We start from the raw sequence: 20,110 nt of genomic DNA, 5'->3' as shown, positions 1-20,110 counted from the left end.
CGCTGCCCCTCAGGCCTTGGCCGAGATCGCGCTCAGTTCCTCGAGATCGAGATCCCGTTCCAGCTCCCGCAACGTCTCGTCATCGATCTCGCCGGCGCGGTGGAGGCGGATGAGTTCCCGGCGTCCCGTTGCAACCGCTTCGAGAACGACGTCGAAATGCGCATGCAGCACCGGTATGTAGTGCTCGGTTCTCTCGGCATAGTCGACGATCGCTGTCGCCCGGCGCTGGTAACGCTCCAGCAATTGCGGATGGATGAGTTTCCCCTCCGCGTCATATGCCAGGTTTTGGACGGTCCCGAACTGCGCCTGCGCCATGGCGGCTTCGGCCTGGCTCATGGTCAGGCGCGCTCTTTCCGTCTCCGGCGCCAGCCGCGCCCAGGCAATCATTCGCCCCAATGTCGTGCCCTGCACGAGCACGGTTCCGAGAATGACGGCAAATGCGGTGGCGAGGATGAAGTCACGGCCCGCAAATCCCTCGGGCAGGCTCAGCGCCAGGGCGAGTGTGACCACGCCGCGCACGCCTGCCCAGCTGAGAACCGTCGCACCGCCCACGCCGAGCGGTTGGGCGCGGGTGAGCCCCAGGGCAGCACAGAACCTGATGACGAGATCGGAGGCGAAGACCCAGGCAAAACGCGCGACCACCAGCGTGACGAGGATCGCCAGCATCGGCAGTCCCATTTTCGCGATCACGATAGTCAGGCCGCCGCCGCGTTCGACGACGTCCCGCAGCGAGAGGCCGATCAAGGTAAAAACCGCAGCCTCCATCAGGAAGATCATCACCGCCCAGAACGACGTGCCGCGCATGCGCGTTGCTGCTGAAAATACCGTGTGCTGGTGCCAGCTCGCAATCAGGCCCGTGGTGACGGTGGCGATGACGCCGGAAACATGCAGCTGTTCCCCCAGCAGATAGGAAACCCAACCGAGCAGTACGGTGGCTGCGATGATGAGATAGTCGTCGCCGAGATGCCGGATGAGTTTGACCCATGCCGCTCCGACCACGATACCGACGATGGCGCCGCCGAGCGCCAGCACGAAGAAGCTGCCGACCGCCTCCCCCGCGCTGAACGCTCCCGTTGCGGCGGCGGCAACGGCAAAACGGAAGAGAACCAGGCCGCTCGCATCGTTGAGCAGGCTCTCGCCTTCCAGCAAAATCTGCAGCCGCCGCGGCAGCCTGACGCGCTCCAGCACCGCGCGGGCCGAAACCGCGTCCGGCGGCGCGACGATGGCGCCGAGTGCCGCGCAGGCAGCCCACGGAAGTGATGGAAAGAGGAGATGGGCCACAACCGCGACAACAGCGCAGGTGAAGAGCACCGCGCCGACGGCAAGCGAGGCGATGCCAATCATATGGCGCCGCAGCCGCGCCAGCGCGATGGACCAGGCGCCGTCCATCAACAGCGGCGGCAGGAAGATGACCAGCACCAGCTCGGGATCGACCGATATCGCCGGCAGCCCCGGCACAAAGGCCAGCAAAGCGCCGCCGGTCAGCAGCGCGACGGACGGCGGCAATCCAAGCCTGTGGGCGGCATACTGCAGCGCGATGATCGCGAGAAACATCGCGATGACAAGCTCGAATAAATGGGTTGGTTCCATGTGCCCTGCCCTGGCTCAGCAACGAATGTCGGATGCCTGCTGGATAATTCAAATCTGAAGTCGATTCAAAGAATTATACAGGAATCAAAGCGTTGCCGTATATTTTGCGACGAACTCGGTGGACACCTTTAGAAACCGTCCCTGTAATAGCATCGGTAGTATACGCTTTCTCGTCAATGCGCCGGACAGAATGGCGCTTAGGCCGCAGCGTACATCTGATGTCAATGACCGCGTTGCCGTCGATCATTGCCTGGATTTAATTGGAATTTCCTGGGCATGCTCCTTACACCGGCGTTTTAACGCAAAGGAAGACATATGAAGAGGCGGACCCTTGTGCTCGGAGGTGCGGCCATTGTTGCATCGTCCGTGGCTGCGGTGGCGATCTGGCCACGGCGGCACATCACTGTCGCAGCCAGGGCATTCGACTGGAAGGGAACGGATTTCCTGAGCGGCGGCACAAAGTCGGTCGCCTTGGAAAAACTGCCGGCGCCGCTTTTCCGCACCCGTCCGAATTGCGTCGTCACCCTCGCCCAGACCCTTGGCCCCTGCCACGTCAACAATATTCCCGTCCGTCGGGACGTCTCGGAAGGAAAGGCCGGGCTGCCGTTGCGGCTGGCGGTTCGGATCGTTCATGCAGCCGATTGCCGGCCGGCCGACAACGCCGATATCGAAATCTGGCATACCGATCACCGTGGCATCTATTCCGGCCGCGAGGCTGCGGAGATGTGTACACTCGGCGATGCCGAGGCCACCAGCGGGCTTGCCTTTCGCGGCCGCCAGTTGACGGATGCAGAGGGACAGGCAAGCTTCCTGACGGTCTATCCCGGATGGTACCAAGGCCGCACGCCGCATGTTCATTGCCGCATCCTGGTCGACGGCAAGGAGCTTCTCGTCAGCCAGATCTATTTCGATGATGCGCTGAGCGACATCATCTATGGCGAGCATCCGGACTATCTTGGACGCCCTGGCCGCGATACACGCAATGAGGAGGACGGCCTCATCCCTGAGGACGCCGCCGATCACATATTCGATTTCGAGAAACTCGATGACGGCGTGCTTTCCGCCACCATCACCATCGGCCTCTCTTCCTGAACAGATAGCGGCTGAGAAGCCGACAATCGCGGGCGGCGGGCCTTGGGTGTCGCAATGCCGAACTCAGCGGAAGACGCGCGGCAGCACACCAATCCTGCATCCGCCATGAAACCAAATGCAGCATTCCTGCGTACTAACCCTCAGGACAGGAGAACGAAGGCAGCGAGGGTTGATGGCATGGTCCGGAAAGAAGGCGTAGCACACATTCCCCGGCAGGCCGCCGAACAGGGGCTGGCCAGGCTGATGATGCGGCTGCCCGCGACGCGGGCAACGATCCGGGCGACCGCAGAGAGCCGGCCCCATCTTTACGAACTGTGCGCAGCCTATGGCGAGGCCTGCGCCGCCCTTGATCGCATGCGCAGGGATAGGTCGGCCGATCCGGCGATCATCACCGAATACGAGATCATCTGCGCCGAAGTCGAAATCGACGTCACCAGGATCCTGTTCGACGACCGGTGAGACATGTGCTCTCCACCGCCGCGCCTCGAACCGGGCGAGGCGCCGTTTGCTGCCGGCATCCCTGTTCAGGTCAGCACGCCGTCCACATGGATGGAGATGCTCAGCGTATCCGTGTCGAAATGATGCGCGGCCCCATCGGAGATCTTATACTGGAAGGTCTCGCTCACCTCACCGCTAAGCCCGGCGAGCTTCGTCGCGTCGATCGTGTAGCTATAGTCGCCGTGATCGTCGACATGGATGGTGCCGTATTGGCCGGTCAGCGTCAGGCCGTTCTTGTTGATCAATTCGCCGTCGAAGCGGCGAAGCAGCAGGATCCCATTGGCCGAGCTGTCGTTTTCGAGGAGATTGCCATGATGAGCGCCGTCCGTGTCGGCTGAGATTTTCAGGCTGTCATGCGTTGCGACGATCGTCGGGACTGCGTCCGCATGTGTTGTATCTCCCGCAACATGGCTATCAAGGATCGCAAGCTGGGCCTCATCAAGCGTCGTATTGTTGCTGACGGGAAAGGTGTTCGCGGCGATGATGGCCGGGGATATGCTGTAGGGCGTGACATCGCTGGCGATGACATTGTCATGAAAAGAGCCCGATGCCGGTCTGTCGACCTTTAGCGCCGCCTGCGACAGGTCGTCGAAGACGTTGCCGTAGATCTCGATACCCTCGCGAACGTAACTGGTGGTGCCGGCGGCGCTGACCGCTACGCCCCATACGCCGTCATGGATATAGTTGCCTGATATGTCGTAGTCGCGAGTGTTGCCCTGGTCGCCGAGACCGATGGCGTAAGACCAGCTGTAGCCGCCATAACCTGAAATGTCATTGTCGTGGATGGCGATATTCGTACCCGCTTGGGCGCTGACCCCGAAGCCGCCACCAATCAGCGTATTATCCTCGACCACGGCATTCACCGGCCGCACGAGCGTGATGACGCCCTTCGGCGTCGCGGCGCCCGTCTGGTCGAGGTAATTGCCGCTGATGACGATATTGCTGCTGTCGTTCATCTGCACGGCATCTGCCGCGGTGCCGTGGGCGTTGGTGACGGTGTTGTTGAGAAAATTGACGCCGTTGACCTTTTCGATCCAGACGCCGTCGCCGTTGACGCCGGTGATCGTGCTGTTTTCGATGGTAATGTTCGAACCGGTCCTGAAGGTGACGGAGCCCGACTTGGTGGAACTTCCGGTATTTTCCACCTCGACATTGCGGACGGTCCAGTTCGAAACATAGCCGCCATAGATCGCCGCGCCTGCTGTGTCCGAGATCTTGAGGTTCTCGATGACGATGTTCGATGCATAAAGGCTGTGAATGCCGTCGCCGGGGCTATGGATAACAGGCGCATCGCCGACCCCATAGCTGCCGATGGTGATCGGGGCGCTGGCAGTGCCGGAATATTTCAGGTCGAGCTGGTCGTTGAACACGCTTCCGGCGGCAAGCAGCACGCTGTCGCCGGGCTGCAGCTTCAAGTTTTCCACCGCCCAAAAGGATGCAAACGGCGTGTCTTCGCTCGTTCCATTGTTGCCGTTGGAGCCTATCGCAGGATTCACATAATAGATTGCCATATCGCCTTGTTCTCGAATTGCCGCGCAGCCGTCTGCATCGGCTGCAACGCGTGGATCGGATGCGGTCGGGGTTAAAGGCCATCAAGAGGGCCTTCGATATTGCCTTCACGGCGGTTGGCAGACCCTATGGGCCTGCCTTGGTCCCGAGAAACGCCTGGCGGTGGCGGTATATTAGAGGATACAACTTATACGAAAACAATCTACAGGACAACGACCGAAAGGTGAACGAACCGTATCGCACCCCGCGACCAATGGTCACTTGCGATGGCAGTGAACACGCTTTTGCAGGCTTTCCGGTGCATTTTGAAATGCAGCTGCGGTTCATCTTGAGACACAGCAACATTCCCTGGGCAAGGACAAGGTGCGCACCCTTGAACGCGTCACTCCGTGGATGCACGACGGGGTTGCAGCTGCGGTGAAGGTTGTGCTCGTTCGGTCGCTGCCTGATCGTGAATCCAATCGCGCAGCAACGAAGCGGCCGGCGAAAGCTTGCGGTTGCTGCCAAGGCCTGGCCCAGTCGGTACCTTGATCTGGCCGTTTTCCATCCGAGGGCCGTTTTCCCTGTCGTAGTGATGACGGTTCCAGGTTAGATAATAGCTGCCGGGCGCGGGAAAGATCATGTCCGTGATCCAGCTCGCCCCGCGCGCCAGCATCGGCGTGATCATGCGATGCCAGGCGAGCGCCACGCCTTGATCGGCGGCGGCCGCCTGCATCGACATTACCCCCGATCTCACGCGTTTCGGCGCTCCGGTCGCGACTTACGGCTGAGAAATTTTCCGCGATTTCGCCGCATGTTAACAAACCTCGTCGTTACCTGCTCGATATAGGGTGAAGCGATCCAGCTGCCTTCGAACAGACGCGGAGCGACCGTCGCTCCCACATGGACGCAGGCTGCCGCGATGATGTCGCCGCCCCAGTTGTCGTCGACCGTGTGCGGCAGGTTGCGGGCTTCGCAGATATCCCGGACGGTCCGCATCGCGGAGATGCCTCCGACGCGCGTCACCTTCATGCCGAAACCATCGGCAAGCCGATCCGCGATCGCGCGGACGACGATGTTCACATCCTCGGTCACCTCATCGAGATAGACCGGGTGGCAGAGTTGCCCCTTGATGTTGGCGATTTCATCCAGCGTGCTGCAGGGTTGCTCCAGGATCAACGGAATGTCCCGGCAGCGTTGCGAGAGGAAGATGGTGTCCCGCCCGGTCAGGCCGCGATTGCCGCCCCCGTCATCCTCGGCCTTGTGCCGAGGATCTGCTGCGCATGGACGTGGGCAGATGCTCGGGACAAGCCCGAGCATGACGAAAGAAGGGTTGGTCGGCTTTGTCAGCAGTCTGGAAATCCCGGAAAATTTCCGGGATTTGTTTGTTATTCCAACCCGCACTCTCAGCTCAGCAGGCCATCCAGATGGATGTAGACGGTCAGCGTATCCCCGTCACTATGCTGCGAGTTTCCATCGTTGACCCCGTAGCTGAAGGTCTCGCTCACATGTCCGCCATGGTCGGGGAGCTTCGTTTCATCGAGCGTGTAGGCATAGTTGCCTTCCCGGTCCACGTGGATGTCACCGTACTCTCCGGCGAACGTCAGGCCGTGCTTGCCGACGCTTTCATCCCCGAAGCGGCGCAGCGCCAGGGTCCCATTATCGGAGCTATCATTTTCGAGAAGATTGCCGCGATGGGCCTCGCCCGTATCGGTGAAGATCTTCAAATTGTCATGGACGGCGACAACAGCCGGATCCGCGGACGCCTCCGTGACTGCGGCAGTCTTGGCAACCGGGCTCGCCAGCGCCGTCTCGACATTGGCGACCGTGTGGTTGTTGCTGACGGTGAAGGTGTGCGCGTCGACGATGGAAGGCGATATGGCGGTGGCCTTGGTGCCGGTCTCGATCGTATTGTTGGTGAAGGAGCCGGAGGCCGGCCTGTCGACCTTCAGCGCCGCCTGCGAGAGGTCGTCGAAGACATTGTCGTGAACCTTGATATTCGTGCGGCTATAGCTGGTGCCGCTGGCGTCGCTGATGGCAACGCCCCATGCGCCGTCATGAATGTGGTTGCCTGAAATATCATAATCCCGCGCATTGCCCTGATCGCCGAGGCCGACGCCGAAGGACCAGTCGTAGCCGTGAAATCCGGATATGTCGTTGTCGCGGATGGCGACGTTCTTGCCCGCCGGCGCGCTGATGCCGAAGCCGCCGCCGGTGAGCACATTATCCTCGACCACGGCATCGGCGGCTCGCGCCAGCACGATCACGCCCTTGGGACTATCGGCGTTCGTCTGGTCGAGATGATTGCCCTTGATCAGAATATTGCTGCTGTCATTCATCTGCACGGCATCAGCGGTCGAGCCGCTCGCGCTGGTCACGGTGTTGTCGAGCAGCTTGATGCCGGCGACCTTCTCGATCCAGAAGCCGTCGCCCTTGACGCCGGATACCTTGCTGTCTTCGACCGTGATGTTTTTGCTGTTGCGGAAAGTGACGGCGCCGGCATTTTCCGACATTCCCGTCTTGGCAATCTCGACATTGCGGACCGTCCAGTTCGTGACGCTGCCGCCATAAATGCCGGCGGTCCCGGTATTCGATATTTTGAGGTTCTCGATGACGATGTTCGAGGCATAAAGACTATGGATGCCGTCGCCGCCGCTGTGGATGACGGGCGCTGCCCCCGTCCCGTAACTGCCGATCTTGATCGGCGCGCTTTCAGTGCCGGAATATTTGATATCAAACTGCTCGTTGAATACGCTTCCCTTGGCAAGAAGCACGCTGTCGCCCGGTTTCAACTTAAGGGATTCCACTTTGGACAAAGTCGCAAAAGCCGAGTTCTGGCCCGTTCCGGTGTTGCGGTCGGAGCCAGTCGCTGAGTTCACATAGTAGATTGTCATATCGCCAATGTTGCCCTGTTCGTCGGATCGCTATGTCGCCACGAAGATCGACCGGGATCGGCCGACCGGATGCGGCGGGGGCAACCGTCCACGGCAAGAAGGCGATAAGATGTTGTCAATGGGGCAGCGGCCGGTTTGCGGGTGTTATTCCACAGTCAGTGGCCGTGGCGCCAGAAAGCTGCAACTTGGGCGGAGAAAGCAGCGACTTCCAGGCGAATAAATCAAGGAATCAGGGCTGGGAACGTACCTCATCTTCAGGCTGTGCGGCAAGTGATTCGGCCCTTTGCTTGCGCTTACCGAAGCCAAGCAATGAAAGATGTACCGTGTAGCCCCCTCATCTGCCTGCCGGCATCTTTGTAACTTCCCGAGGGGAGAAGGGACCAAGCCGCAAGGCCATCATTCCCACAGCTAAAATGTTAGAGGATCAGAGGAAGTGAGGCGGTGCCGCGATTCCCCTTCTCCCCAGCGGGGAGAGATGCCGGCAGGCAGATGAGGGGGCCACGCGGCACGTCCTCCAAGGCAGTTGCCCTTCGCAAAGGCGGCACTCCTTACCCCCTCGCCCGCAACGCCGCCCTCAGCGGCAACCGCGCAGCCGTCAGCGCCGGCAAAGCGCCGCCGAGCACCCCGACCGCCAGCCCCAGCAGCCCGGCGGTCAGGATCACATCAGGCGTCACCTCGAGCTGAAAGGCCATCTTCGTATTGTTGGCCCCCATCGTGCTCGCCTGCCACCCATCGAAAGCCAGCCGCGAGCCCACCACGCCGACAACCGCGCCCGCCGCCGACAAGAGCACCGCCTCCACCCAGGTCGCAGCAAAGGCCGGCAGGCGGGCAAAGCCCAACAGCCGCAGCGTGGCGATTTCGACGGCACGGTCGGAGACCGAGCTCATCATCGTATTCAGCGCGCCCGCAATCGCGCCGATGGCCATCAGCAGCGCAATCGGCCAGCCGAACAGGCGGATCAGGCTCTCGGTGCGCTCGGCCTGCGCCGCATAAAGATCGGCCTCGGAAACGGCAGTGAGCGGCGGACCGGAAAGACCCGAAAGCCCCACGCGCAACGCCGCCATCCCGCTGGCGCCGTCGAGCTGCACCCGCAGGCTCTGCACTTGCCCCTGCCGGTCGAAGGCAGATTGCACCGCTTCCAGATCGGCCCAGATCTCGGATTCGAAGGCACTGCCGCCTGAGGTGAAGTGGCCGGCGACCGTCCAGTCGACCGCGCCGAGCCGCACCGTCTTACCGACGACAAAGCCGGGAAACATCTCGGCGATGCGGGCGCCGACGACGATCTCACTCGCGCCCGGCGAAAATAGCCGGCCTTGAGAAAGCCGGGCGCGCTCGCGCAGACCAGGCCCAGTCGCATCCATGCCCCTGAGCGACAGCGTCTGCTCGCCGCCGTCGCTTCCCCTGATATCGATCGGAACGACCGTCTCGCGCGACAGCGAAAGGCCCGCACCGTTGCGGGCAATCCCGGGGTTGCGAGCAATCCCTATATCGCCGCTCATGGCGGCAAGGCTGCGGATCGCATCGGCCGGCACATCCGAGCCTGTTTCCTGGTTGGTGCCGCCGCCGAGGATGACGGCGATATCGGGCGAACCGGCCCCGGCAAGGGCGGCCTCGAAGCCGCGCGCCATCGCCAGAAAGCCCGAGAGCACCGCCACCACGAGGGCGACCGACAGCACCATCGACAGCGAGATCCACAGCCGCCTGGGCAGGCTGCCGAGGTTGACTCTGATCATGAGAAAGGTCTGCTTGAGCGCTGATGACATTGGATTATCTCGTTCTGAAGGCGTTGACGATGGGCAGCCGCATGGCGTTGACGGCGGGGAGCAGGCCAGTCAGCAGGCCAAGCCCCGCAAGGATCGCGGCGGACTTCAGCAACACCTCACGGCTGAAGACGAGACCGAATTCCGACCCGATCACCAGCGTCGCGAGCTTTGCCAGAATGAGCCCGCCCGCGCCGCCGACGGCAAAGATAAACAGCGTCTCGCCGAGAATGAGCGCCACGATCCGCCCGCGGGAAAAGCCCAGCACCTTCATGACGCCAATCTCGAAGCGGCGCTCCCGGATGGCGAAGAGCATGGTGTTGACCGATATCATCAGGATCGTCACGAAGGCGGCGCCGACGACGAGGCTGACGATCAGGCCGACATCGGCGAATTGCCGGAGAAACGCTTCGAGGAACTGCTTTTCCGATTGCGTCCTGGTCTGCGCCGCGGAATTGGCAAACAACGCGTCGATGCGCGCCGCCAGCGCGCCGGATGATACCCCTTCGCGCGGGCGCACCACGAAGGCGTCGACCGTATCCTTGTCCCGCGCCCGGGCTGCATTGACCATGTCGTAGCGGGCAAGCATGAAATAGGTGTCGGTGCTGGCATTGGCACCATCGAAGATGCCTGATATGGTGAAACTCCAGTTCCGGTCGCCGTCGGCCTTGATGATCTGGGTGGTGACGCCGATGCGCTGGCCGATCGACCAGCCCTGCGCCTCAGCCAATGTTTTGCCGACGAGCACCCGGTCGCCGCTCTCTTCCAGCGCCGCGATCAGCTCAGGCGTCAGACCGAGTTCGGCACCGTTGGCGGCGGCAATCGCCCGCGGATCGACCGCGCTGACGGCCACGACATTCTTCTCGACCTCGACGAAGCCCCGCATGCGCGCGGTATAGGCAACGGCCGCGACATCGCCCTCCGCGGCGATCCGATGGAGATAAGCAAGCGGCAGCGGTAGCCCCCGGCCCGATTTGTTGAACACGCCGAGCAGGTCGTCGCTGGCGCCGGCCGCCCCCTGGCCGCCGCTGACAAAGCTCGCCGTCAGCCCGTAGATCAGGAAGGCGATGCCGACCGAAAACATCAGCAAAATGGCCCGCAGCCGCTTGCGCCAGGCATTGCGCCGCATAAGCTGGAAGAAGGTCATTGGCCCCTCCCTTGCTGCTCGACGAATTCGCCCTTGTTGAGATGCAGCGTACGCCGGGCAAAGGCGGCGGCCTCGGGATCATGGGTGACCATGATGACGGTCTTCTCAAGCTCGCGATTGAGGAAGCCCAGCATCTCCAGAATATCATTGGCCGATTTCCGGTCGAGATCACCGGTCGGCTCATCGCAGAGAATGAGATCGGGATCGGCGACGATGGCGCGGGCAATGCCGACGCGTTGCTGCTGGCCGCCCGACATGCTCGACGGAAACTGCCGCTGCCGCCCGGCGAGCCCCACCAGATCCATCACCGTATCGACGCGCGCCCGCCGCTCCTTGCGCCCGAGCCGCTTGAGCAGCAGCGGCAGCTCGATATTCTCCGCCGCGTTCAGCATCGGCAGCAGATTGTAGAATTGGAAGACGATGCCCATGCTGTGCGCCCGCCACGCGGCTCTGGCGCCTTCGCCCATCTGCTCGAGATGGCTGCGCCCGATGCGGATCTCGCCTCCATCCGGGCTATCGAGGCCGCCGAGCATATTCAGCAGCGTCGATTTCCCCGAACCCGACGGTCCCATGACCGCGACGAAATCGCCGCGCGGTATGGAAAGGTCGAGCCCGGAAAAGATCGGGACCGTCTCCGCGCCGATCCTGAACGCCTTCCTGACGCCGGCAAGCGCGATATAGGGTTCATGCGTGTCTGTCATTGTTCTGCTCCTTTGTGGTTCGTTGATCTGTAGCCGGCAACCGGTGGCCGCCCTCGTCCTTCGAGGCCCCTACGGGGCACCTCAGGCTGAGGTCGGAGAGAAGCCGCGGTCTGCGGCAAGCCAAACCGCACGGCCCACGATCAGCCCGCCGGCCACACGGCATCCCGATCAGCCCTCATCCTGAGGTGCGCAGGCCGGAGGCCGGAGCCTCGAAGGACGAGGGCGGGTGATGAGCACCCACACCAGCCTCACCCACAAAAAGCCGGATGCGCGCCGCCATGGCAGGCCGCATGCCCGAAGGCGGCTGGGAGATCGACAGACGAAGCGTCACCGTCCCCTTCTCCCGGGAAATGACCGGCGCGATCCTCGACACCTCGACCGCAAAAGGCTGGCCTGGAAAGCCGTCGAGCACCGCCTCGCCTGACAAGCCCGGTCGCATCAGCGCGATATTGGCCTCGGCCACATCGGCATCGATGACCATGTTGGCCGTATCGGCGATGACAAGCAGGCTTTCATTCTCCCGCACGCTGTCCTCGCGCGACAGCACCGTGTCACCGATATGCGCGTCGAGCCGCGTGACGGTGCCGGAGATCGGCGCCCGCACGGTCAGCGCCTCCACCTGCTCGCGCGCCTTGTCGATTTCGAGATCCGCCTTGGCCACATCCTGGCGTGCCTGCAGGGCGGCATTCTCGGCCCTGCAGGCGGCCGTTTTCGCCTCCTCCAGCGCCTGCGCCGACATGGCATCGCGCCCGGCCAGCCGCTCGGTGCGTGTCAGGGAAGACCGCGCCTGGGCAAGCTCGATAGTCCTTGCATCAACTGTCAAAGCCGCCGCCCGCCCGGCAATCTCCGCTCCCCGAAGCGCAAAGCGTGCGCCGGCATCGTCGAGCCGCACCAGCACCTGCCCCGCCGCCACCCTGTCCCCCGCCTCCACATCGACCGCGACGATCCGGCCCTCATATTTCGAAAAGACGGTGGCGATATCGGGTGCGACGACGTAGCCGGAGCCGGTGATTTCCCGGGTCGACGAGGCCGAAGCCACCGGCCCATCCCCAACAGGTGCCCGTGCCCGCTCGGCAGCGGCACCCTTGGCAGGCGCCTCCGCTCCGCTCATCAATGTCGTCGCCCCCTGCTGGCCCGCAAAGTCCGCAAGCACGGTTTCGACGCGCTCCAGCGTTTCGGACCGAGAAAGAAGAACCACCGCAAGCGACACTGTCGCGGCAAGCGCAAGCATAGTCAGTGGCATCACGCGCCGCCGGGCTTGACGCTCCGGCGGCGCTGTCTTGAAGGCCGCGGGTTCGATCGAAAGCGATCTCAGCTTGGCGGCGAGGTTTCGGTCATGTTCGGATGTCGTGTTCATGCCGACAGAATGGCCGACGGCCGCAAAACCGCGACCTCGAACATGTTTCTGGCCGTCCTCGATCGCGATTGAGGACGTGGCGCGGCAATGCACCCGGGTCAGCCCTCATGGTGAGGGTGAGAAGCGATCCGCGAAAGCGGAGCAATCGATCCAGTGAATCGATTGCAGTGACGAACGAAAGCCGTCTCGAACCACGAGGGCGAGTGATTGTGTGGGTGTAGGCTATACCTCAGGACGAGGCCAGAGAGCCCTCCGCCCCGCCCTTCCTCTCCCGCCATGCCAGCGGCGTCATATCGGTCACCCGGCGGAATTCGCGGTTGAAGTTGGACTTCGTCTGGAAGCCGACCTCGAACATGACTTCGGTCACCGATTTCTGGGTCGCGGCAAGCAGCCGGCAGGCCTCGCCGATCCTGTAATCATTGACATATTGCGAGACGTTCTTGTCCATCGCCCGGTTGATCGCCGCCGAGATCTGGCGGGCGGGGATGCCGGCCTTGCGGGCCAGCCGATCGAGATTGAGATTGGCGTCGCGATAGAGTTTGCGGGTTTCCATCAGCGCATCGACCGTGGCGATCGTCTGCTTGTCCTCGCTCGTTTCCGGCCGTGGGCCTGTCTCCACCATCTCGGCCGGCGCCCGGCTTCGGCTGGCGGCGGCCGCCGCGATACCGAGGATGACCAGCGCGGCAAGGTTGCTGACACTGATCAGCGTCAGCGCATGCTCGCCATGCGCCCAGGTGAAATCGAGAAAGACGAAGATATCGACTGCGGCCGAGAGAGACAGGGCGGCGGCCGTAAAGATGATCGCCCGATAGGCCGGCACCGCCCCTTCGAAGGGCGCCAGCCGCAGCGCATCGGCGCCCGGGCGCATCAGAAGCAGGATCGCCAGGGCATAGCCGACAAAGATCAGCACCAGTGCGATATCGATCGGCTCCCGCCAGACAGCCATCAACACCAGGATAAGAGCGGTGGGAACGGCATGCAGCGCGATCCGTACCGGCAGCGGCCTCCGGCTCGTCCTCACCAGCCTGGAGACCCCGGCATAGGCAAGCGGTGGCACCATCGCCGCGATCACAGGCATGATCACGCCTATTGCCTGCACTTCATAGCCCCAGCGCAGGCCGGAGAGCACGGATTGCAGCGCGGCGAGCAGGATCAGCACCAGAAACGGCCGATTGGGCTCATCCTCTTCGTCGCGTCTGAGGACGACGACGAAGAGGATGAGCAGCAGAAGGGCGACGACAAAGGGAAGCGGAATGAAGATCATAGGCTCATGGGATCGGAACGGCGAATGGAAGGCCATCATTGCCGAGATCCTCACCCGGCGCGACCTTCATCATGTTTTAGGACGTGTTTTAAGCTGGGATTTTTGGGTTGGCGTCCCCGGGATCAGCCGGGGATGCCGTCGAGATCGGCCAAGGCCGATCTGGGATCATCGCCAACATCCGGCCGGTCAGCCGCCGTTCAACCGCTCGAACATCGCCTCGCCGTGCTTACGCGTGTGGACGGAGGTGCCGATCAGCAACTCGTCCTGGTCATTCTCCAACTGCGCAAGCGCCTCCGTGGCGAATTGCTCCGGCGACATCATGTATTGCCGCTCCGCACCCCCGGCACGCACGCCGCCACCGAGGTTGGTGTCGACCATCGGCGGAACCATCTCGACCACCCGCACCCCCGTCGCTTTCAGCTGGTGGCGCAGCGACAGCGTGAAGGAATGGAGGGCGGCCTTGGTTGCGCAATAGACCGGGATGTCGGCCTTCGGCGTAAACGCCAGTCCCGAGGTGACATTGACGATGACGGCGCTGGGCTGCCGCTTCAGCATCGGCAGCAGCTCGCCGATCAGCTGGATCGGCGCGGCAAGGTTGACGGCGATTTCCTGGTCGAGATCTGCCACGGCATGATCACCGTCGAAATGCCTGATGTGCTGCACCCCGGCATTGTTGATCAGCATGTTGAGGTCCGGATGATTGTTTTCCAGCCAGCCCGACAGGCTGTCGCGATTGTCGAGATCGGTGACGTCGCAGACCCGCGTGATCAGCGCAGGCACGGCCGCCTGCGCCCTGTCCAACGCGGCCCTGCTCCTGCCGCAGATGATGACGCGATTTCCCCGTTCGGAAAGTTGCTGTGCGAGCGCCAGCCCGATGCCGCTTGCGCCGCCGGTGATGAGAATGGTGTTGTCTGTCAGTTTCAAGTCGAACGTCCTTCTATGTTGACATGAAGGTGCGCCGACGAAGATGTCAGAGTTCCCGGCGGACACACCTGCGAGACCGGCAAGCCGGCTGCGGTGTCGCGGTTACCCTGAAAGGAGGAGTTGCCGCCCGACGGACAGCGGTCGGGCTACCATCCGACCAGCACTCTTTCGACGGCGTTTTTATAAGGCAGATTTTGCGGCGATGGCAAGTGGCGACGATGGCTGTGGCGAATTGCTGCACTCAGCCGCATCCCTGCCCTCCAGCCTCACTCAGACGTGTCCTCCAAGGCGTCCAGGAACGCGAGCACTCGGCTGGTGAGGAGCGCGGTCGCATCCGCGTCATAGGACGGGAGCGAGCTGTCGGCGAAATAATGCTGATCGCCGGGGTAAAGGAAAAGCTCGGCATTCTCGACCGTCTCGACGATCTCGCGGGCGGCGTCGATGTCGCCCTCGCCGACGAAAATCGGATCGTTGTCCATACCGTGGATCTGGACCGGCACTCCATCCGGCCAGAGTCCGAAGGCCCACTCGCCACGGATCGGCAGACAGGAATAGAAGAGCAGAGCCCCACGGGCGCCAGGCCGTGTCTGCGCCAGCTTCTGCGCCGGCAGCACACCGAACGAGAACCCGGCATAGACGAGCGCGATCGGCAACTCGTCGGCGACGCGGACGCCGCGCTCCCTGATGGCGTCGAACCCGATCTCACCGATATAGGCGAGCCCCTCCTCGATGCTTGGGAATGTGCGCCCGTCAAACAGATCAGGTGTATGCACCATGTGGCCGGCTGCCCTCAAAGCGTCGGCGAACGCACGCACACCCGGGGTCAGCCCTTGTGCGTGGTGGAACAACAAGACCTCAGCCATACAAAACCTTCTCCCGATGATCGCTGTCTACGGCGTAGCACCAAAGAAGGCGAGCCGGGTGAAGATCGTATAGTCCGCTTCCGAGATCATCAACGCCACGAACACCAGCACCAGCAGCGGCGGCAGCAGGATGGCGTAGACCAGCGCCAGGCGTTCCCAGGCCATGTGCATGAAGACGGCGACGATGAGGCCGGCCTTCAGCATCATGAACAGCAGGATCAGCGTCCATCGGAGATAGCTCTGGACGCCGAGATAATCGACCATGTAGGACGCTGCGCTGAGGACGAAGAGCAGGCCCCAGACGAAGAAGTAGAGCCCGATCGGGTGCTGCTGCCCGGTATGTGCCTGTGCATGCGCCGTTTGGACTTGTGCATGCGCCGTTGTCTCGCTCATGACGACCTCACCACAGATAGAAAAATGCGAAGATGAAGACCCAGACCAGGTCGACGAAGTGCCAGTAGAGACCCATGATCTCGACGGCCTCGTAGCGGCCTTTCCGGCTGGTGAAGAAGCCGCGCCGTTCCACATCGAAATCGCCGCGCCAGACCTTGCGGGCGACGATGAGGAGGAAGATGACGCCGATGGTGACATGGGTGCCGTGAAAGCCGGTGATCATGAAGAAGGTCGAGCCGAATTGCGCCGCTCCCCACGGGTTTTCCCAGGGGCGCACGCCTTCGGTGATCAGCTTCGTCCATTCGAAGGCCTGCATGCCGACGAAGCATGCGCCAAGAAGCGCTGTCAGCAGCATCAGGATCGCCGTCGTGCGGCGGTCGCGGCGATAGCCGAAATTGACCGCCATCGCCATGGTGCCGCTGCTCGAGATCAGCACGAAGGTCATGATCGCGATCAGGATCAGCGGCACGTCCTGCCCGCCGATATGGAGCGCGAAGACCTCGCTCGGATTGGGCCAGGCGACGGGCGTCGACATGCGGGCGGTCATATAGGCAATCAGGAAACAGCCGAAGACGAAGGTGTCGCTCAAGAGAAAGATCCACATCATCGCCTTGCCCCAGGAGGCGGTCTTGAAGGCGCGTTGATCCGAGCTGAAATCGGCGGCGACGCCGCGAAGACCGGCCGGTCTGAGCTCTGCCCCGCCATGTGTCTCGATAGTCTGTGCCATCTGCACCCCCTAGCTAATCAACGTGCGGCAGAGATCGACGAAATCATTGGCCCAGCCGGCAAACAGCGCGAAGAGCAGCAGCCAGACGGCGAGCATGAAATGCGAATAGATGGTGGAAAGATCGACACTGAGCCGCAGCCTTTCCGGCTGAACGTCGGCTGCGAATGCCCTGACACTCGTGTGCGCGAGCACGGCAAGTCCGCCGAGGATATGCAGCCCGTGCAGGCCGGTCAGCATATAGAAAAAGCTGTTGGCGGGATTATCGGCCAGCACATAGCCGGCCGCGGTCAGTTCCCGCCATGCCTGGATCTGCCCGGCGAGAAAGAACACTGCAAGCGCAAGTGCCGTAACGAGCGCCGGCCGCAGGCTTTCCATGCGGCCGTGCTGCGCTTCGCGTTTCGCCCATTGCAGCGCCGCACTGCTCAAGGCCAGTGCCGCCGTATTCACCCAGAGCAGCCGCGGAACCGGCATCCCCCACCAGTCGGCCGAGGCCGCGCGCATGAAATAGGCGCTGACCGCAAGGCTGAAGAGCGCGCCGACGACGCCGAGAAATACGAAGAGGCCGATCTTCACCGCCGGCACCGACGGCCGGTCGACGCCGTGATGATCCGGCAGTTGCACCGAACCGGTTTCGAGCCACGGCTTAGAAGTCAGCCGCTGCCCGGAGAGCCACCAGATCATGATGGCGGCGATGGCGGCGAGGAAGATCAGCACGACGCTCATGCCGGACCCTCGCGGGTGACGCCATCACTTGACGGCACATTCTGCGGAATGAAATCTTCGGCCGCGCCGGGCACGCTGTAATCATAGGCCCAGCGATAGACGACAGGCAGGTCTTTGCCCCAGTTGCCGTGCGCCGGCGGCGTCTCAGGCGTCTGCCATTCGAGCGTCGTTGCCCGCCATGGATTGCCGCCGGCCTCCCGGCCCTGGAAAAGGCTCCAGACCAGATTGAACAGGAAGACCATCTGCCCGGCGCCGACGACGAGCGCCATCACGGTAATGAAGATATTCAGCGTGTGGGCCGAAGGCGGAACGAAGGCCGTCTCCCCCATCTCGAAATAGCGGCGTGGGACGCCGAGCAGGCCGAGATAGTGCATCGGAAAGAAGATCGCATAGGTGCCGAGGAAGGTGATCCAGAAATGGATCTGGCCGAGCACCTCGTCCAGCATGCGTCCCGTCACCTTCGGATACCAGTGATAGATCGCCCCGAAGATGACGAGGATCGGCGCGACCCCCATGACCATGTGGAAATGCGCGACGACGAACATCGTATCCGACAGCGGCACGTCGACGACGACATTGCCGAGGAAGAGGCCCGTCAGCCCGCCATTGACGAAGGTGACGATGAAGGCGAGCGCAAAGAGCATCGGCAGCGTCAGGTGGATATCGCCGCGCCAGAGCGTCAGCACCCAGTTATAGACCTTGATCGCCGTCGGGATGGCGATGATCAGCGTCGTCGTGGCGAAGAAGAAGCCGAAGGCCGGGTGCATGCCGCTGACATACATGTGGTGCGCCCAGACGACGAAGCTCAAGGCGCCGATGATGACGATCGCCCAGACCATCATCCGGTAGCCGAAGATATTCTTGCGCGCATGCGTGCTGATCAGATCCGAAACGATGCCGAAGGCCGGCAGCGCGACGATATAGACTTCGGGATGGCCGAAGAACCAGAAGAGGTGCTGGAAGAGGATCGGGCTGCCGCCGCCGTGCTGCAGCTGCGTGCCCATCTCGACGATGGCGGGCATGAAGAAGCTGGTGCCGAGCACGCGGTCGAACAGCATCATGACGCAGGCGACGAAGAGTGCGGGAAAGGCCAAGAGCGCCATCACGGTCGCGGTGAAGATGCCCCAGACGGTGAGCGGCATCCGCATCAGCGTCATCCCGCGCGCCCGCCCCTGCAGCACCGTTACCACATAGTTCAGCCCGCCCATGGTGAAGCCGATGATGAAGACGATCAGCGAGGTGAGCATCAGCAGGATGCCCCAGTCCTTACCACCAGGCGTGCCTGAGAGAACCGATTGCGGCGGATAAAGCGTCCAGCCGGCCCCCGTCGGGCCGCCGGGGGCAAAGAAGCCGGCGGCGAGGATCAGCACCGCAAGCAGATAGATCCAGTAGCTCAGCATGTTGGCATAGGGAAACACCATGTCGCGGGCGCCGACCATCAGCGGAATGAGGTAGTTGCCGAAGCCGCCGAGAAAGAGCGCGGTGAGAAGGTAGATCACCATGATCATGCCGTGCATGGTGATGAACTGGTAATAGTGATCGGCATCGATGAAGGCAAACGTGCCGGGAAAGGCGAGCTGAATCCGCATCAGCCAGGAGAGCACCAGCGCCACCAGGCCGATAGAGATCGCCGTGATCGAATATTGCACGGCGATGATCTTGGCATCCTGGCTGAACACATATTTCGTCCACCAGCCGTGCGGGTGATAAAGCTCGACATCCTCGACTTCGGCGGAGGGGATGCTGCCGGATGGAATCTCGACCATGATCTCTCTTCCCTTTCCCCGCCGGTTCCCTGAGCCGGCATGCGGTCTGCGACTGCTTCTCCGGTTCCCTGAACCGGCACGCCTCGAGCCGGTTCAATTTGCCGGCGGCAGCTCTCCCGATGACGCCGTCAACTGGGTGAATGTCTGCTGCTGCCCGAGCCAGGTCTGGTAGTCCGCCTCATTGTCGACCACGACGGTGCCGCGCATTTGCGGATGGCCGACGCCGCAGAGTTCGGCGCAGAGGATATCGAAGGTGCCGGTGCGCGTCGGCGTCAGCCAGAAATAGGTGACCATGCCGGGGATCATGTCCATCTTGGCGCGAAACTCAGGCACGTAGAAATCATGGAGGACATCGATCGAGCGCAGCAGCATATGCACCGGCTTGCCGATCGGCAGATGCAGCTCGCCGCCTTCGATGATAATGTCGTCGAGGCCGCTCGCGTCGTTCTTGTCGAGGCCGAGCGGGTTTTCCGCCGTGACGTCGCGCGTCTCGGCGCGGCCGAGCTTTCCGTCCGCCCCCGGCAGGCGGAAGCTCCACAGCCATTGCTGGCTAACGACCTCGACCGAGGCGGCATCGGCGGGCACCGTGATGAACTGGTTCCAGACGATAAGGCCGGGCGCCAGCATCGCGGCGACGCCGACCGCCGTTCCCGAGGCGAGCATCACCTCCAGCCTGCGGTTTTCAGGCTCGTAATGCGCTTGGTTGCCCGGCTTGTGCCGGAAGCGGTAGACGCAATAGGCCATGAACAAGACCACCGCCACGAAGACGATACCGGTGATCCAGAAAGTGATGACGAGGGTACTGTCGATATAGGTCCAGTTGGACGCGATCGGCGTCCACCACCACGGGCTCAGCACATGGAACAGCACGGAGCCGACGACAATCAGGACGAGGATCAGCACGACAGCCATGTCCGCTCCTC

At 62.5% G+C, this 20,110-nt stretch carries 19 protein-coding genes; 2 read left to right on the top strand and 17 right to left on the bottom strand.

Features of this window, described 5'->3' with window-relative positions; genetic code table 11:
* Window positions 1–9: 9 nt before the first annotated feature.
* Window positions 10–1,590 carry a Na+/H+ antiporter gene (locus tag CO667_RS14575; RefSeq protein WP_097619043.1) on the bottom strand — a complete coding sequence of 527 codons (1,581 nt, stop codon included), beginning with the start codon at window positions 1,588–1,590 and terminating at the stop codon, window positions 10–12.
* 315 nt (window positions 1,591–1,905) lie between these two features.
* On the opposite strand from CO667_RS14575, the gene CO667_RS14570 reads away from it, so the two are divergent.
* Both CO667_RS14570 and CO667_RS14565 read left to right on the top strand, forming a co-directional pair.
* Window positions 1,906–2,682 carry a protocatechuate 3,4-dioxygenase gene (locus tag CO667_RS14570; RefSeq protein ID WP_097619042.1) on the top strand — a complete coding sequence of 259 codons (777 nt, stop codon included), beginning with the start codon at window positions 1,906–1,908 and terminating at the stop codon, window positions 2,680–2,682.
* A gap of 177 nt (window positions 2,683–2,859) precedes the next feature.
* Window positions 2,860–3,141: a nodulation protein gene (locus CO667_RS14565; protein ID WP_097619041.1), complete on the top strand. Its 282-nt coding sequence runs from the start codon at window positions 2,860–2,862 to the stop codon at window positions 3,139–3,141.
* Between the two features lie 65 nt (window positions 3,142–3,206).
* Here CO667_RS14565 and CO667_RS14560 read toward each other — a convergent pair whose 3' ends face one another.
* From CO667_RS14560 to CO667_RS14485, 16 genes are all read right to left on the bottom strand, one after another.
* Window positions 3,207–4,691, bottom strand: coding sequence for a right-handed parallel beta-helix repeat-containing protein (locus tag CO667_RS14560; RefSeq protein WP_097619040.1), 1,485 nt, complete (start codon window positions 4,689–4,691; stop codon window positions 3,207–3,209).
* A gap of 380 nt (window positions 4,692–5,071) precedes the next feature.
* Entirely contained in the window at window positions 5,072–5,410 is a 339-nt protein-coding gene (locus CO667_RS14555; RefSeq protein ID WP_097619039.1) for a hypothetical protein, read from the bottom strand.
* A gap of 11 nt (window positions 5,411–5,421) precedes the next feature.
* Window positions 5,422–5,847, bottom strand: a complete 426-nt coding sequence (locus tag CO667_RS14550) for an enolase C-terminal domain-like protein (RefSeq protein WP_280953219.1) — start codon at window positions 5,845–5,847, stop codon at window positions 5,422–5,424.
* 227 nt (window positions 5,848–6,074) lie between these two features.
* Window positions 6,075–7,562 (bottom strand): right-handed parallel beta-helix repeat-containing protein, encoded by a 1,488-nt coding sequence (locus CO667_RS14545; RefSeq protein WP_097619038.1) that lies wholly within the window; start codon window positions 7,560–7,562, stop codon window positions 6,075–6,077.
* Window positions 7,563–8,110: 548 nt separating this feature from the next.
* On the bottom strand, window positions 8,111–9,325 hold the full coding sequence (locus tag CO667_RS14540) for an ABC transporter permease (protein ID WP_097619037.1): 1,215 nt from the start codon (window positions 9,323–9,325) through the stop codon (window positions 8,111–8,113).
* A 4-nt stretch (window positions 9,326–9,329) separates the two neighbouring features.
* Window positions 9,330–10,469, bottom strand: coding sequence for an FtsX-like permease family protein (locus CO667_RS14535; protein WP_097619036.1), 1,140 nt, complete (start codon window positions 10,467–10,469; stop codon window positions 9,330–9,332).
* Window positions 10,466–11,170 (bottom strand): ABC transporter ATP-binding protein, encoded by a 705-nt coding sequence (locus CO667_RS14530; RefSeq protein ID WP_097619035.1) that lies wholly within the window; start codon window positions 11,168–11,170, stop codon window positions 10,466–10,468. Before CO667_RS14530 ends, CO667_RS14535 begins: the two co-directional genes overlap by 4 nt.
* Window positions 11,171–11,345: 175 nt before the next feature.
* Window positions 11,346–12,620 carry an efflux RND transporter periplasmic adaptor subunit gene (locus CO667_RS14525; RefSeq protein WP_097619034.1) on the bottom strand — a complete coding sequence of 425 codons (1,275 nt, stop codon included), beginning with the start codon at window positions 12,618–12,620 and terminating at the stop codon, window positions 11,346–11,348.
* Between the two features lie 136 nt (window positions 12,621–12,756).
* Window positions 12,757–13,830 carry an AraC family transcriptional regulator gene (locus tag CO667_RS14520; RefSeq protein ID WP_097619033.1) on the bottom strand — a complete coding sequence of 358 codons (1,074 nt, stop codon included), beginning with the start codon at window positions 13,828–13,830 and terminating at the stop codon, window positions 12,757–12,759.
* Window positions 13,831–13,977: 147 nt separating this feature from the next.
* Window positions 13,978–14,715 (bottom strand): SDR family oxidoreductase, encoded by a 738-nt coding sequence (locus CO667_RS14515; protein ID WP_097619032.1) that lies wholly within the window; start codon window positions 14,713–14,715, stop codon window positions 13,978–13,980.
* 266 nt (window positions 14,716–14,981) lie between these two features.
* A complete protein-coding gene (locus CO667_RS14510) occupies window positions 14,982–15,578 on the bottom strand; it encodes a dienelactone hydrolase family protein (protein ID WP_097619031.1) in 597 nt (198 codons plus the stop codon).
* Between the two features lie 27 nt (window positions 15,579–15,605).
* Window positions 15,606–15,971: a cytochrome C oxidase subunit IV family protein gene (locus CO667_RS14505; protein WP_097619030.1), complete on the bottom strand. Its 366-nt coding sequence runs from the start codon at window positions 15,969–15,971 to the stop codon at window positions 15,606–15,608.
* A 7-nt stretch (window positions 15,972–15,978) separates the two neighbouring features.
* Window positions 15,979–16,698 carry a heme-copper oxidase subunit III family protein gene (locus tag CO667_RS14500; protein ID WP_097619029.1) on the bottom strand — a complete coding sequence of 240 codons (720 nt, stop codon included), beginning with the start codon at window positions 16,696–16,698 and terminating at the stop codon, window positions 15,979–15,981.
* Window positions 16,699–16,707: 9 nt separating this feature from the next.
* Window positions 16,708–17,421, bottom strand: a complete 714-nt coding sequence (locus tag CO667_RS14495) for a cytochrome c oxidase subunit 3 (RefSeq protein WP_097619028.1) — start codon at window positions 17,419–17,421, stop codon at window positions 16,708–16,710.
* Window positions 17,418–19,187 carry a cytochrome c oxidase subunit I gene (gene ctaD, locus CO667_RS14490; RefSeq protein ID WP_097619027.1) on the bottom strand — a complete coding sequence of 590 codons (1,770 nt, stop codon included), beginning with the start codon at window positions 19,185–19,187 and terminating at the stop codon, window positions 17,418–17,420. Before ctaD ends, CO667_RS14495 begins: the two co-directional genes overlap by 4 nt.
* A gap of 93 nt (window positions 19,188–19,280) precedes the next feature.
* Window positions 19,281–20,099, bottom strand: coding sequence for a cytochrome c oxidase subunit II (locus CO667_RS14485; RefSeq protein WP_097619026.1), 819 nt, complete (start codon window positions 20,097–20,099; stop codon window positions 19,281–19,283).
* Window positions 20,100–20,110: the final 11 nt, after the last annotated feature.

The organism is Rhizobium sp. L43 (assembly GCF_002531725.1).
In the GTDB taxonomy this organism is placed as follows: domain Bacteria; phylum Pseudomonadota; class Alphaproteobacteria; order Rhizobiales; family Rhizobiaceae; genus Rhizobium.
This window is presented reverse-complemented; position numbering and strand designations above follow the sequence as displayed.

Bases quoted from the DNA above. Each gene is read 5' to 3' on its own strand.
- CO667_RS14565 (WP_097619041.1), top strand. From the start codon at position 2,860: ATGGTCCGGAAAGAAGGCGTAGCACACATTCCCCGGCAGGCCGCCGAA.
- CO667_RS14545 (WP_097619038.1), bottom strand. From the start codon at position 7,562: ATGACAATCTACTATGTGAACTCAGCGACTGGCTCCGACCGCAACACC.
- CO667_RS14530 (WP_097619035.1), bottom strand. From the start codon at position 11,170: ATGACAGACACGCATGAACCCTATATCGCGCTTGCCGGCGTCAGGAAG.
- CO667_RS14485 (WP_097619026.1), bottom strand. From the start codon at position 20,099: ATGGCTGTCGTGCTGATCCTCGTCCTGATTGTCGTCGGCTCCGTGCTG.
- CO667_RS14535 (WP_097619036.1), bottom strand. From the start codon at position 10,469: ATGACCTTCTTCCAGCTTATGCGGCGCAATGCCTGGCGCAAGCGGCTG.
- CO667_RS14540 (WP_097619037.1), bottom strand. From the start codon at position 9,325: ATGTCATCAGCGCTCAAGCAGACCTTTCTCATGATCAGAGTCAACCTC.
- CO667_RS14575 (WP_097619043.1), bottom strand. From the start codon at position 1,590: ATGGAACCAACCCATTTATTCGAGCTTGTCATCGCGATGTTTCTCGCG.
- CO667_RS14570 (WP_097619042.1), top strand. From the start codon at position 1,906: ATGAAGAGGCGGACCCTTGTGCTCGGAGGTGCGGCCATTGTTGCATCG.
- CO667_RS14500 (WP_097619029.1), bottom strand. From the start codon at position 16,698: ATGGCACAGACTATCGAGACACATGGCGGGGCAGAGCTCAGACCGGCC.
- ctaD (WP_097619027.1), bottom strand. From the start codon at position 19,187: ATGGTCGAGATTCCATCCGGCAGCATCCCCTCCGCCGAAGTCGAGGAT.
- CO667_RS14505 (WP_097619030.1), bottom strand. From the start codon at position 15,971: ATGAGCGAGACAACGGCGCATGCACAAGTCCAAACGGCGCATGCACAG.
- CO667_RS14495 (WP_097619028.1), bottom strand. From the start codon at position 17,421: ATGAGCGTCGTGCTGATCTTCCTCGCCGCCATCGCCGCCATCATGATC.
- CO667_RS14555 (WP_097619039.1), bottom strand. From the start codon at position 5,410: ATGTCGATGCAGGCGGCCGCCGCCGATCAAGGCGTGGCGCTCGCCTGG.
- CO667_RS14520 (WP_097619033.1), bottom strand. From the start codon at position 13,830: ATGATGGCCTTCCATTCGCCGTTCCGATCCCATGAGCCTATGATCTTC.
- CO667_RS14560 (WP_097619040.1), bottom strand. From the start codon at position 4,691: ATGGCAATCTATTATGTGAATCCTGCGATAGGCTCCAACGGCAACAAT.
- CO667_RS14510 (WP_097619031.1), bottom strand. From the start codon at position 15,578: ATGGCTGAGGTCTTGTTGTTCCACCACGCACAAGGGCTGACCCCGGGT.